This is a genomic window from Chryseobacterium angstadtii, from assembly GCF_001045465.1.
GTDB classification, from domain to species: domain Bacteria; phylum Bacteroidota; class Bacteroidia; order Flavobacteriales; family Weeksellaceae; genus Chryseobacterium; species Chryseobacterium angstadtii.
Genome location: NZ_LFND01000005.1, coordinates 246040 through 259171, shown reverse-complemented (window position 1 = coordinate 259171; position 13132 = coordinate 246040). Strand labels below are relative to the sequence as shown.

General features: G+C 36.3%; 13 protein-coding genes. 11 read left to right on the top strand and 2 right to left on the bottom strand.

Features of this window, described 5'->3' with window-relative positions:
- Positions 1–1125: a ferredoxin--NADP reductase gene (locus tag ACM46_RS16105; RefSeq protein ID WP_048507703.1), complete on the bottom strand. Its 1125-nt coding sequence runs from the start codon at positions 1123–1125 to the stop codon at positions 1–3.
- 32 nt (positions 1126–1157) lie between these two features.
- On the opposite strand from ACM46_RS16105, the gene ACM46_RS16100 reads away from it, so the two are divergent.
- The 10 genes from ACM46_RS16100 to ACM46_RS16055 all read left to right on the top strand — a co-directional run bounded on the left by ACM46_RS16100 (position 1158) and on the right by ACM46_RS16055 (position 11887).
- Entirely contained in the window at positions 1158–1718 is a 561-nt protein-coding gene (locus tag ACM46_RS16100) for a TlpA family protein disulfide reductase (RefSeq protein WP_048507702.1), read from the top strand.
- Positions 1719–1741: 23 nt separating this feature from the next.
- A complete protein-coding gene (locus ACM46_RS16095) occupies positions 1742–2713 on the top strand; it encodes an iron ABC transporter permease (RefSeq protein WP_048507701.1) in 972 nt (323 codons plus the stop codon).
- Between the two features lie 503 nt (positions 2714–3216).
- On the top strand, positions 3217–3594 hold the full coding sequence (locus tag ACM46_RS16090) for a GxxExxY protein (protein ID WP_048507835.1): 378 nt from the start codon (positions 3217–3219) through the stop codon (positions 3592–3594).
- Between the two features lie 453 nt (positions 3595–4047).
- Positions 4048–4971, top strand: coding sequence for an ABC transporter ATP-binding protein (locus ACM46_RS16085; RefSeq protein ID WP_048507700.1), 924 nt, complete (start codon positions 4048–4050; stop codon positions 4969–4971).
- A gap of 165 nt (positions 4972–5136) precedes the next feature.
- Positions 5137–5589, top strand: coding sequence for a MarR family winged helix-turn-helix transcriptional regulator (locus ACM46_RS16080; protein ID WP_048507834.1), 453 nt, complete (start codon positions 5137–5139; stop codon positions 5587–5589).
- A gap of 55 nt (positions 5590–5644) precedes the next feature.
- A complete protein-coding gene (locus ACM46_RS16075; protein ID WP_048507699.1) occupies positions 5645–8038 on the top strand; it encodes a 3-hydroxyacyl-CoA dehydrogenase/enoyl-CoA hydratase family protein in 2394 nt (797 codons plus the stop codon).
- A gap of 39 nt (positions 8039–8077) precedes the next feature.
- Positions 8078–8440 (top strand): four helix bundle protein, encoded by a 363-nt coding sequence (locus ACM46_RS16070; RefSeq protein WP_048507698.1) that lies wholly within the window; start codon positions 8078–8080, stop codon positions 8438–8440.
- A gap of 37 nt (positions 8441–8477) precedes the next feature.
- Complete coding sequence (locus ACM46_RS16065) at positions 8478–9656, top strand: thiolase family protein (protein WP_048507697.1); 1179 nt, start codon at positions 8478–8480, stop codon at positions 9654–9656.
- A 42-nt stretch (positions 9657–9698) separates the two neighbouring features.
- A complete protein-coding gene (locus tag ACM46_RS16060) occupies positions 9699–10055 on the top strand; it encodes a four helix bundle protein (protein WP_048507696.1) in 357 nt (118 codons plus the stop codon).
- Between the two features lie 56 nt (positions 10056–10111).
- Positions 10112–11887, top strand: coding sequence for an acyl-CoA dehydrogenase family protein (locus tag ACM46_RS16055; protein WP_048507695.1), 1776 nt, complete (start codon positions 10112–10114; stop codon positions 11885–11887).
- Between the two features lie 81 nt (positions 11888–11968).
- Here ACM46_RS16055 and ACM46_RS16050 read toward each other — a convergent pair whose 3' ends face one another.
- The gene (locus tag ACM46_RS16050) at positions 11969–12373 is read right to left on the bottom strand and encodes a DUF805 domain-containing protein (RefSeq protein WP_048507694.1); all 405 of its coding nucleotides are present in this window, start codon (positions 12371–12373) and stop codon (positions 11969–11971) included.
- 397 nt (positions 12374–12770) lie between these two features.
- Between ACM46_RS16050 and ACM46_RS16045 the strand changes: the two genes are divergently transcribed.
- Positions 12771–13106, top strand: coding sequence for a YegP family protein (locus ACM46_RS16045; RefSeq protein ID WP_048507693.1), 336 nt, complete (start codon positions 12771–12773; stop codon positions 13104–13106).
- Positions 13107–13132: the final 26 nt, after the last annotated feature.

Here is a 13132-nt window from a genome sequence, read left to right as displayed (position 1 = left end):
TCAACTAAGATCAAAGTTAAGCTTTATTTTCTTACTTTTTATAATGGACATACACGCGAGTATTTTTCCCTGTGCTTCTTCTTTTTCTGTCAGATATTCATTTTCAAGGAGTTCTACTTCTCCTTCTTCCAGATAGCATTCGCAGCTTCCGCAGATTCCGGATTTACATGAATATGGTACCGGAAATTTTTGGGTCAGAAGCTGTTGAAGAATCTTTTCTTTATTGCTGGGAAGAATGGTTTCATAGTCCTTTCCGAGCATTTTAAAAGCGACTTCTACGTTCTCAATCAAAGGAAATTCTTTTTCTACCGGATAAATATCATCATTATATTCTTCAAAAAGCTCAAAGTGAATATTTCTTTTCGGAATTCCATGGTGATAGCAGGCATTGGCCAGCGCTTTTATCATTTCTCCTTTACCGCAGATCAGCACTTCATCCACTGCATCCCAAATGGTAGATTCCTCGTCTGTATCGTCAAGATGAAGAATCTGATTGATGATAAGGTGAAGTTTCTTTTCATCCAGCCTGCCATAAAAAAACTGGTCTGCCGTTTTCTCTCTCGAAAAAAAATAGAAAATCTGAAATCTCTCACCACTGTTTTTGGCAAGACGGTCCAACTCATCTCTATAAATCAATTCTTCGGAATTCTTATTTCCGAAAAACAGAAATAATCTGGTCCGCGGTTCCGTATGAAGAATATTTTTAAAATGACTCAGAATTGGTGTAATTCCTATTCCGGCAGCAAAAGCAACGATGGTTCTGAATTCACTCGGCTTGGAAACCAGTGTGAATCTTCCCGAAGGCTCACCTACCATAAGCTCATCTCCTATCTGATAATTACGGAACAGCTCCGAAGTAGCTCCTTCAGAAGAATTTACCTTTATTCCGAGGCTTATTTTTTTCTCGTACGGAGCTGAAGTCATGGAATAATCATTAATAACTTCCCTGCCGTGAGCAATAAATTTCACACTGACAAACTGCCCGGCTTCAAACTTAAAATTCTCCTGCAAATTCTCCGGAATATCGAATTCCAGAGAAAAAGTATTTTTGGTCAGTTGTTCCTTTTTCGCTATTTTTAACAGATGAAACTGTATCAGTTTCCCTTTATAGATTTGTTGTTCCATACTTCAATTCAAAAATAGTCAAAAAATAATTTATGAAGAAGATAATTTTATCAACGCTTATTCTCACCGCTCTTTACAGTTGTAAAAAGGAGAGCCAGCAAACGGGAGATTCATCTGCATCAGACTCACTTTCCGTAACAGAAAATACAGCTCCCGAAAATGAAGCCAGCCTTTCAAAAGAACTTTCTCCAGAGAATGTCGGAAAATATTTAGCTCAAAAAAATGACACTTTATATGTTACCAATTTTTTTGCAACCTGGTGTGGCCCGTGCATGAGAGAGATCCCTCATTTTAAGAAAAAAATGGAGGAATTAAAAGATAAGCCTGTAAAATTCACATTCATCAACCTTGATGATAAATCTGAGTGGAACAGTTCTGTAAAGAAATTTGCACAGGAAAACAATCTGGCGCCCAACATCATCCTTTTGGATGGCCAAAAGCTGGATCAAACCTTTTTCACCAGCAATTTCAAGCAATGGGACGGCGGTTCAATTCCTTTTACTTATCTGAGAAAAGGCGATAAAACTGATGAATATTTAGGAATGATGACTGAAGACGTACTGAACTCCAAAGTCGAAGCCTTTTTAAAATAAAACATCCAGATTCTTTCTGAATAATGTCAAAAAAATTCAAAATCCTGTGTTTACTGCTGACAGCAGCTATTGTTGTTACAACGGTTTTTAACCTGAACACAGGATTTTTAACTTTACATCTGCAGGATTTTTTTCAGGATTCTGCCCAAAGTCAAATCGCCGAAATCCGTATCAACCGGGTACTTGTCATGCTTTTAGCGGGAATTTCCATTCCCACATCGGGTTTTCTGATGCAGGAGTATTTCCAAAATCCTCTGGCGGGCCCGGATATTCTGGGAATCACTTCCGTAGCCAGTTTATCTGTAGCGTTCTACATTTTATTCTCCCATGATTTCCTGATCCCTGAATTTTTGCAGAACAGCTTTCTCAGCCTTGCAGCTATTGCCGGAAGTCTTTTGCTTATGCTGGTTTTGCTTTCTATGTCGAACAGATTTCAAGATAAATCCTATCTCATTATTTTCGGATTCCTTGTTTCCGCATTTGCAGGTGCTATTGTTTCTTTATTGCAGTTCTATGCAGAAAATCAAAGTCTGAAAAACTATATTCTATGGTCATTCGGGGCTAATAATATGGTTACGAGAAACCAGATTTATGTATTGTCTATCCTGGTTTTCATAGGCCTGTTTTTTTCTTTTAAAAGTATAAAACCTCTCATTGGTAATTCGTTAGGAACTTCCTACGCGCAAAGTCTCGGTGTGAATCTCAATCAGCTGAAAATCCTGATTATTGCAGCCTCTTCCCTGCTTTCAGCTTCTATTACCGCATTTCTTGGCCCAATCTTATTTATCGGTATCATAGTTCCTCACTTTTGCAGACTGATTTATAATCCATCCAAACTATGGCAGCAATGGATTCTTAATATGTTTCTCGGAATGCTCATGATGATGCTTTTCTCGGTAACCGCTGAGAAAACACAAATTCCTCTGAATGTGATAAGCTCTGTGTTTGGAATACCTGTTATTTTATTGATGCTTTTGAAACAGAACAGGCTTTAAGAGGAATAAGTGAATTTTTAAAGCTTAAAAGGAATATTGGTTAATCGCAAAGGCGCAAAAGGTATTTCTTGGAGCTATGTTTTAAGGCGCCAGGATTTTATCTCCGATAAAATGATGATGTGGAGAGTTAGAATTATTAAGATTAAATCATCCATTTTATACTCACTATAAAACCAGCATCAAAATTTGACAGAGTCAAATTCCTTGTGCCTTAAAAACACTATTTTTATAATAGACTTGCGCCTTTGCGACTAACCAATATATTCATTTATAAAAAATAAAGCAACGCTTTCTTGTTGATAATCGTAAGGGAGCTAAGTCCTTTTTGTAGGATTGCGTATTAAGACGCTGGGGGTTTATCTCCGATAAAATGTAAATTGGAAATTCAGACTGTTGAGCTTACTGATTTTTTTTCTTCTTACAACATCCTCATTTTAATGCAATTTTTTGTCTTTGTGATTTATTTATCCATGAAAAGTGTAAATTCACAAAAACACAACACAATGACAGAAAATGAATTATCAAAAATAGTTTTTGACGCAGGCTTAAAAATTCACAGAAAGCTTGGCTCTGGATTATTTGAACATGTTTACGAAGAATGTTTGTTCTATGAACTTTCAAAGACCGATTTATTAGTAGAAAAACAGAAACTCTTTCCCATTATTTATGAAGATTTAAAAATTGAAAATGCTTTTAGAATTGATATAATCATTGAAAATAAATTGATACTAGAATTAAAAGCCGTAGAATATATCAATCCTATTCATAAAGCACAACTTTTGACCTATTTAAAGATGACAAATTGCAAATTAGGAATGCTTTTAAACTTCCAATCCGATGTCTTTAAAAATGGAGTAACCAGAATCGTTAATTATTTATAAATTATGTTGACGAAATCAGGTTATTTAATTTTCATAATCCTTTTTGATATTCAATTGCTTATTTATGATTGATCAATATTTCTATAAGTTAATAAATAAGATTAAGCAATGAATAAAAAATTATTTATTTGGTTAGTCGCAAAGACGCGAGGTTTTTGTAGGATTGCGTATTAAGGCGCTAGGATTTTATTTTCGATAAAATGATTGTCTATATGGTTAGAATTATTAAGATTAGCTCTTCTATTTTATATTTATATTCTCGTATAAAAATTTGACAGAGTCAAATTCCTAGCGTCTTAAAAAAACTATTTTTATAAAAAACTTGCGTCTTTGCGATTAACCAATATATTCATCTGTTAAGAAACAAGCCTATCCAAAACTTTTGACATTTTTATACTTTAAAGCAGTATTTTTGTAAAACAAGTTACATCCTTGTGATTAACCCATAAATCAATGCACCTACAAATCAGACAAGCCAATATAGGCTACAGCAAGAATTTAATTTCAAATGCCCATGCAGATCTGAAACTAGGTGATGTATGCCTTCTGATTGGTAATAACGGTGTAGGAAAAACGACCCTTATCAAATCTATTTTACATCAAATTTCTATTTTAGGAGGAGAAATTTTAATTAATCATAAAAATATAAAAGACCTTTCCGTTAAGGAGATTGCAGAAAATATCGCCATTGTTTTTTCAAAATCGAACATTCCGCAGCATTATACTGTTGAAGACCTCATTTCATTGGGAAAATACATCTACTACCCTTTCTATTTTGAGTTAAAAAAAGAAGACCGGGAAGAAGTATCTCACATCATCAATGAATTGGAGCTTGATCAATATAAGCATACTTTACTCAAAAATCTTTCGGATGGAAATCTACAAAAAGCATTCATCGGGCGGGCTATTACTCAAAATTCACCTATAATTATCCTGGATGAACCCACGACGCATCTGGATGAGAAAAATAAACTGATTATCCTGAAAACACTCCGCAGACTGGCCAAAGAGCAAAATAAACTCATTCTATTTTCTTCTCATGACTGGAGGCTGGCTAAAGAATTTGCAGATAAAATATGGTATGTAAAAGATAATCAGCTTTTCTCGGGAATTGTAGAAGACGTGCTGCTTCAGCATGAAGAACTTACGAATGTTTCATTGTTTCAGGTGAATGAAAATTTTGTTCCTCCTTCCATTGAAGCGCCACAGGTTCATAAGGAAATGCTCTATTCTTTGCTTCAGAAAAATTTCGAAAAAGACCTTTCCACCTTACATTTTGAATATAAAAACGGTTTTTGGGAAATCCATACCGACACTATCAAACAGCAATGTGAATCTTTCGAAGAAATAATACATTTCGTTAAAAACATTCATTAATACTACGTTTATATTAAATAATTCACATACTATGCATGCATAGTATTATGCTAGTCATACAATTTAATCGGTTTATTATCAGGTTATTAACAAAATTTAACGTTAATAAATACTATGCATGCATAATATTTACTAAATTTGGGTAACACCATTAGTACATAAATGATGGATAATAATAAAGAAAAAATAGAAAACGTAGATTTAGTTTTAAAACAGACCTGGCTGGCTGTTTCTAAAATGTATACAGAACTTGCCCAAGAGCATGATTCTACAGCTGTACAAGCCCTCACCCTTCTTAAAATTGATCCCAAAGAAGGTACCCGAAGTACCAACTTAGGCCCTAAAATGGCCATTGAACCTACCTCTTTGACCAGAATTATCAAGCTTCTGGAAGACAACGGATACATCTATAAGGAAAAGACCACTACCGATAAAAGGGAAGTGATCATTAAACTTACAGATAAAGGTCTGAACTCCAGGAATATGTCAAAAGAAGTAGTGGTCAATTTCAACAAGAAAGTGATGGAAAAAATTGCTCCTGAAAAAATTGAAACTTTCAAGGAAGTGATGTCTGAAATCATGAAAATTGCAAACGAATTATTAAATAACAGAAAATAAATGATCATGAAACCTCATGGTTTCATCTGAGTTTAGAAATAATAAAAATTTACATATGAAAAGAAGAATCAAACATGTAACGGTTCTTGGTTCAGGAATTATGGGAAGCGGTATTGCAGCACATTTCGCCAATATTGGTGTGGAAGTGTCTCTTTTGGATATCGTTCCTTTTGAACTGACGGAAGCTGAACAGAAAAAAGGTTTGACCAAAGATGACAAAGCGGTAAGAAACAGAATTGCTTCTGAAAACTTTGAAAAGCTGAAAAAAGCAAGCCCTGCCCTTCTCTATTCACCTAAATTTGCGGATAGAATAAAAGTAGGAAACTTCGATGACGATCTGCAGAAAATTAAAGATACAGACTGGATTATTGAAGTTGTTGTTGAAAGACTTGACATTAAGAAATCTGTTTATGAAAAAATTGAACAATTCAGAAAACCGGGAACATTAATTTCTTCTAATACATCAGGTATTCCTATTCATTTTCTGGTGGAAGGAAGAAGCGATGACTTTAAAAAATACTTTGCAGGAACTCACTTCTTTAATCCGGTGAGATATCTTCCTCTTCTGGAAATCATCCCTACGCAGGATACAGATCCGGAAGTGATTGACTTCTACATGAATTATGGGGCTAAATTCTTAGGAAAAACGACTGTTTTAGCCAAAGATACTCCGGCATTCATTGCCAACAGAATCGGGGTTTTCTCCATGATGGATCTTCTTCATAATGTACAGAAATTAGGATTAACTGTTTCTGAGGTTGATAAATTAACGGGTCCTGTCATCGGACGTCCAAAATCAGCAACATTCAGAACAGCGGATGTAGTAGGTCTTGATACACTTGTGATGGTAGCCAACGGTGTTCGCCAGAGCGGTGCAGAAGCTAATGACTTCAATGATGTTTTTGCCCTTCCAGGTTATATTCAGAAAATGATGGATAACAAATGGCTGGGTTCTAAAACTGAACAGGGATTCTATAAAAAAGTAAAAAATGCAGAAGGTAAATCTGAAATTCACGGATTGAATCTTGATACATTAGAATATGAGCTTCAGGGAAAATCTTCGTTCCCAACTTTAGAATTAACTAAAAATATCGACAAACCAATTGACCGATTTAAAGTTTTAATTGGTGGAAAAGATAAAGCAGGAGAATTATACAGAAAATCTTTAGGGGCATTATTCGCCTATGTTTCTCACAAAGTTCCTGAAATCTCCGACGAAGTTTACAAAATAGACGATGCTATGAGAGCCGGTTTCGGATGGGAAAACGGTCCTTTCGAAATCTGGGATGCCGTAGGTGTTCAAAAAGGTATCGAACTCGCAAAAGATGCAGGTTATGAAGTGTCAGACTGGGTTAAAAATGTAGAATCCTTCTATAAAGTAAATGATGAAGGTCAAAGTATTTTCGTTGACAAAAATTCAGGAGAATACAATAAAATTCCTGGTCAGGATGCCTTTATTATCTTAGACAATATCAGAAAGAACAAAACACTTTGGAGCAATTCCGGAGCTGCTATCGAGTATCTTGGCGACGGTATCATCAACTTTGAGATCCGTTCAAAAATGAATTCTTTGGGAGGTGAAGTTCTTGACGGATTAAACAGAGCTATTGATTTAGCAGAAAAAGAATACGACGGATTGGTAGTTGGAAACCAGGGAACCAATTTCTCTGTAGGAGCCAACCTTGCCATGATCCTAATGATGGCTATTGAACAGGACTGGGATGATCTGAATATGGCCATCGCTTATTTCCAGAAATCCATGATGAGAGTTCGTTACTCTTCTATTCCTGTAGTTGTTGCTCCTCACGGAATGACGCTTGGTGGCGGTTGCGAAATGACTATGCATGCCGACAGAGTGGTTGCAGCAGCAGAAACTTACATCGGACTGGTAGAAACCGGAGTTGGAGTAATTCCTGGCGGTGGTGGTACCAAAGAGCTTACTTTAAGAACTTCCAGAGAATTCCACAGCGATGATGTTAAAAACAACAGACTTCGTGAAGCATTTATGAATATCGCTATGGGTAAAGTAGCTACTTCCGCTTATGAAGCGTATGATATGGGAATTCTTGAAAAAGGAAAAGATATTGTATCCGTAAGCAAAAACAGACAGATTGCAGAAGCTAAGAAAGTAGCCAAACTATTGGCAGAGCAAGGTTATACTCAGCCTATCGAGCAAAGGGTAAAAGTTTTAGGGAAAGATGCACTGGGAATGTTCTACGTAGGAACCGACCAGATGCTTACCGGAAACTTCATCTCTGAGCACGATAAGAAAATTGCAGACAAATTAGCGAACGTAATGGTGGGAGGAAACCTTTCCGAACCTACTGTTGTTACTGAACAATACCTATTGAATCTTGAAAGAGAAACCTTCTTACAGCTTTGCGGTGAAAGAAAAACTCTGGAGAGAATTCAGTATATGTTGCAGAATGGAAAACCGTTGAGAAACTAGATTTTTTTGTAAAATGTAAAAAGTATTAATGTATTCACGATGCACAATTTTAGAGACTTAGAAGTTTGGACAAAATCTATGAAGCTTTGTAAAGTATTTTACCTGGCTTCAAATGATTTTCCAAAGGATGAAATGTTTGGGCTTACCTCTCAATCCAGAAGAAGTCTTTACTCAATTCCTTCTAACATTGCTGAAGGTGCAGGTCGGGATACCAATGCCCAGTTTTCACATTTTCTGAATATTGCTTTAGGCTCTTCATTTGAATTTGAAACTCAGATTTTAATTGCAAACGATTTGGGATTTTTTAAAAATGATGATTTTAATATAATTTATTCAGAAATCAAACACATACAAAATATGCTGGCAAAACTGAAGCAGAAATTTAATACTCAAACATTTTAAATCATTAATACATTTTACGTAAATACTTTAATACAAAATGAAACAAGCATATATAGTAAAAGGATTTAGAACTGCCGTAGGAAAAGCACCTAAAGGCTCCCTTCGTTTTACTCGTCCAGACGTGATGGCAGCTACAGTTATTGAAAAACTAATGGCTGAACTTCCACAATTAGATAAAAACAGAATTGACGACCTTATCGTAGGAAACGCAATGCCGGAAGCAGAACAAGGGTTGAACGTAGCCCGTCTGATTTCTTTAATGGGATTGAATACCGATAAAGTTCCCGGAGTTACCGTAAACAGATACTGTGCATCAGGAAGTGAGGCTATTGCGATTGCTTCTGCAAAAATCCAGGCAGGAATGGCCGACTGTATTATCGCAGGAGGTACAGAATCTATGTCTTATATTCCGATGGGTGGTTATAAGCCCGTTCCGGAAACAGATATCGCGAAAACCAACCCTGATTATTACTGGGGAATGGGTTACACTGCTGAAGAAGTAGCCAAACAATATAATATTACAAGAGAAGAACAGGATCAGTTCGCTTTTGAATCGCATATGAAAGCTTTAAAAGCTAATGCTGAAGGAAAGTTTACGAACCAGATTGTTTCAATTCCTGTAGAATACAATTTCCTGGATGAGAACCAAAAAATGCAGTCTAAAAAGTTCGACTTCTCTATTGACGAAGGTCCTAGAAAAGACACTTCTCTGGAAGGTCTGGCCAAACTGAGACCTGTATTCGCCAACGGAGGAACCGTAACGGCCGGGAATTCATCTCAGATGAGTGACGGAGCTGCTTTTGTAATGGCAATGAGTGAAGAAATGGTGAAAGAATTAGGTCTTGAACCGGAAGCCAGATTAGTGGCTTATGCAGCAGCAGGTTTAGAGCCTAGAATTATGGGTATGGGTCCTATTTATGCTATTCCAAAAGCATTAAAACAAGCAGGTCTTGAATTAAAAGATATTGACTTAATTGAATTAAACGAAGCCTTCGCATCACAATCTGTAGCCATTAAAAAAGAATTAGGTCTAAACCCTGATATCTTAAATGTCAACGGAGGTGCTATTGCTCTTGGTCACCCGCTTGGATGTACCGGAACCAAATTAACGGTTCAGCTTCTTGACGAAATGAGAAGACGCGGCAACAAATACGGAATGGTATCTATGTGTGTGGGTACAGGCCAGGGAGCGGCTTCCATCTTTGAGCTTCTTTAATTAATGGACAAAAAGAGTAAAGAATAAAGAGAAAAGACCAAGATGAAGCATAATTTCAAAAACCTAAACATCTGGAAATTATCCATTGAATTAGCTGATGAAACATATGCTATAACCGATACTTATCCCAAAAGCGAAGAATTCGGACTGAAATCCCAGCTTAGAAGATGTGCTGTTTCTGTTGCTTCCAATATTGCGGAAGGTTCTAGCAGAAGCTCTAATAAAGATTTTAATCGGTTTTTAGAAATAAGTCTTGGCTCTCTTTATGAATTACAGACTCAAATCATTATCTCAAATCACAGAGGTTATTTTGAGTCGTCTAAAATGGAAAATATAGAAAATAAAATCATAGAATTACAGAGAATAATTTCAGGCTTTCAAAAAAATCTAACCCATTAAAGTCTTTATTCTTTTCTCTTTATTCTTCAAAATCTTATTAAAAAACAAAATAATATATGGCTACATTAAAGGGCGGAGAGTTCCTGATTAAGGAAATTCCTGCGAATGACATTTTCAGTATTGAGGAACTGAACGAAGAGCAAAAAATGCTTCGTGATTCTGCTAAAGAATTCATCGACAGAGAAGTTGTTCCACAGAAAGAACGTTTTGAAAAGAAAGATTATGCATTCACTGAAGAAACAATGCGTAAACTTGGAGATATGGGCTTGTTGGGAATATCTGTTCCTGAAGAATACGGCGGTCTGGGAATGGGTTTTGTTACAACCATGCTTGCCTGCGATTATATTTCCGGAGTAACGGGTTCACTAGCGACTGCTTATGGAGCACACACCGGAATCGGAACTCTTCCTATCGTACTTTACGGTACTGAAGAGCAAAAGAAAAAATACCTTCCGGATCTGGCAACAGGTACAAAATTTGGGGCTTATTGCTTAACTGAGCCGGATGCAGGTTCTGATGCCAACTCAGGAAAAACAAGAGCTAAACTTTCCGAAGACGGAAAACATTATATCATCAATGGTCAGAAAATGTGGATTTCCAATGCAGGATTTGCAGATACATTCACATTATTCGCGAAAATAGATGATGACAAAAATATTACAGGTTTCATCATTAACCGTTCGGAGCTTGAAAATCCGGGAAGCATTACTTTCGGTGAGGAAGAGCATAAATTAGGAATCCGTGCCTCTTCTACCCGTCAGGTTTTCTTCAACGATATGAAAATTCCTGTTGAAAATCTATTAGGAGAAAGAAACAACGGATTTAAGATTGCTTTAAATGCCCTGAATGTAGGCCGTATCAAGCTGGCAGCTGCATGTCTGGATGCTCAGAGAAGAATTTTAAACCACTCTATCCAGTACGCTAACGAAAGAAAGCAGTTTGGAGTTTCTATTTCTACTTTCGGAGCCATCAGAAAGAAAATTGCTGAAATGGCAACCGGTGTTTTCGTAAGTGAAGCAGGTTCATACAGAGCAGCTAAAGATGTTCAGGATAAAATTGACGAACTGGTAGCCGGAGGAATGGATCATCAGGCGGCAGAGCTTAAAGGAGTGGAAGAATTCGCAGTAGAATGTTCTATCCTTAAAGTTTTTGTATCTGATCTTGCACAGCACACAGCTGATGAAGGAATCCAGGTATACGGCGGTATGGGATTCTCTGAAGATACTCCTATGGAAGCTGCATGGAGAGACTCAAGAATTTCAAGAATTTATGAGGGAACCAATGAAATCAACAGATTATTATCCGTTGGAATGTTGATTAAGAGAGCAATGAAAGGGGAACTGGATCTTCTGTCTCCGGCTATGGCAATCAGCAAAGAACTGATGGGAATTCCTTCATTTGAAGTTCCTGATTATTCAGCGTTCATGAGTGAGGAAAAAGCAATTATTGCGAATCTTAAAAAGGTATTCCTTATGGTTTCCGGAGCTGCACTTCAGAAATATATGATGGATATTGAAAAACAGCAGCACTTATTATTAAATGCTTCTGAAATCCTTAACCAGATCTATATGGCGGAATCTGCCATATTAAGAGCTGAAAAACACTTCTCTCCTGATTCTGTGGAAGCTGCAATGGCTCAGCTGAACCTTTACAAAGGAGTTGAAAAAATCATCGTAGCTGCTAAAGAAGGAATTATTTCTTTCGCGGAAGGTGATGAGCAGAGAATGATGCTTTCGGGTCTAAGAAGGTTTACTAAATATACCAATCATCCGAATGTAGTGGCTTTAACTGAAAAGATTGCGGCACACTATATTGCGAAAGGTAATTACTAAACATTATTTTAAATACAATAAAAAACGCTCCAAAAATTTGGAGCGTTTTTATATTAATATGGGTTGTAATTCTTTTTAAAATTACATCTGTTTTTGTCCGATTTCATTTATCTCATTGAAATTTTCTTTAGGATTTACACCATACTGATTAGACCCCGGAGTTCCATCTGTTGCCAGGAGTACAAGTAACCAAATAGTTCCAATAATTGGGATCAAAGATATAAAAAACCACCATCCGCTTTTATCAACGTCATGTAATCTTCTAACAAGTACTGCTAATCCTGGGATGAAAGTAGCCAATCCATACATCAGATAAATAAATCCGTAAGGTATTTGCTCGTTAAATTTCAATCCTAAAAGATTATCCAATACCAGGGCTGCAATTGCGAAGATCATATTAAACAATACATACATCCAGTATTCGGTTCTTCTTGCTCTTCCCTTAAAATCAGCATACTGCTTTAATACTTTTAAATACCATTTCATAGTTTTAGTTTTTTTTTAATGGCCAAAAATAGAGTTTTTTTTCAGATCTCCAACTACTTTTTATTATTATTCGGGACAACTAAAAGTTCCGTTTTCTAAAAAGGTTAATCACACATCGCAAGTTCTAAATGAGATAATTCAATTTTTTGTTGATCGAACCTTCGCGAAGGTTATTTTGTTATTATTAATTTTTTTGCTATTTTTAATCATTAAAAACAACCAGAGATCACTCACACTTTCAATATGTTAATAAAAACACAAGTCTTTACTACATATCTATATTCATCTTTCTTTGCTCCAAAAGACAGAATAAAGCCAAAATACAACGGTATCTTGAAAAAAGAAGTACCTTTTAAATAATTACAAACCACTAACCCAATTACAAAAACTAATTACTATGGGAAAATTTATTATCTCGACAAGAACAAACGGAGAATTTCAATTCAATCTGAAAGCCGGAAACGGACAGGTGATCTTAACGAGCCAGGGATACAGCTCAAAAGCATCCTGTGAAAACGGAATAGAATCTGTACGCACCAATTCTCAGGACGATTCGAAGTTTGAAAGAAATACAGCCAAAGACGGCCGCTGCTATTTCAATTTAAAGGCCGGAAATGGTCAGATCATAGGAACCAGCCAGATGTACGAATCTGAAAACGGCATGGAAAACGGTATAGAATCCGTAAAAAACAACGCCCCGACTGCTTCCGTGGAAGATGAAACTGCTCTTTAATTTTACTTAAAATAATCTCAATAAAA

Excerpts from the sequence above, each read along its gene's own strand:
- ACM46_RS16080 (WP_048507834.1), top strand. The coding sequence starts at position 5,137 with ATGGATAATAATAAAGAAAAAATAGAAAACGTAGATTTAGTTTTAAAA.
- ACM46_RS16065 (WP_048507697.1), top strand. The coding sequence starts at position 8,478 with ATGAAACAAGCATATATAGTAAAAGGATTTAGAACTGCCGTAGGAAAA.
- ACM46_RS16105 (WP_048507703.1), bottom strand. The coding sequence starts at position 1,125 with ATGGAACAACAAATCTATAAAGGGAAACTGATACAGTTTCATCTGTTA.
- ACM46_RS16045 (WP_048507693.1), top strand. The coding sequence starts at position 12,771 with ATGGGAAAATTTATTATCTCGACAAGAACAAACGGAGAATTTCAATTC.
- ACM46_RS16075 (WP_048507699.1), top strand. The coding sequence starts at position 5,645 with ATGAAAAGAAGAATCAAACATGTAACGGTTCTTGGTTCAGGAATTATG.
- ACM46_RS16090 (WP_048507835.1), top strand. The coding sequence starts at position 3,217 with ATGACAGAAAATGAATTATCAAAAATAGTTTTTGACGCAGGCTTAAAA.
- ACM46_RS16060 (WP_048507696.1), top strand. The coding sequence starts at position 9,699 with ATGAAGCATAATTTCAAAAACCTAAACATCTGGAAATTATCCATTGAA.
- ACM46_RS16085 (WP_048507700.1), top strand. The coding sequence starts at position 4,048 with ATGCACCTACAAATCAGACAAGCCAATATAGGCTACAGCAAGAATTTA.
- ACM46_RS16050 (WP_048507694.1), bottom strand. The coding sequence starts at position 12,373 with ATGAAATGGTATTTAAAAGTATTAAAGCAGTATGCTGATTTTAAGGGA.
- ACM46_RS16055 (WP_048507695.1), top strand. The coding sequence starts at position 10,112 with ATGGCTACATTAAAGGGCGGAGAGTTCCTGATTAAGGAAATTCCTGCG.
- ACM46_RS16100 (WP_048507702.1), top strand. The coding sequence starts at position 1,158 with ATGAAGAAGATAATTTTATCAACGCTTATTCTCACCGCTCTTTACAGT.
- ACM46_RS16070 (WP_048507698.1), top strand. The coding sequence starts at position 8,078 with ATGCACAATTTTAGAGACTTAGAAGTTTGGACAAAATCTATGAAGCTT.
- ACM46_RS16095 (WP_048507701.1), top strand. The coding sequence starts at position 1,742 with ATGTCAAAAAAATTCAAAATCCTGTGTTTACTGCTGACAGCAGCTATT.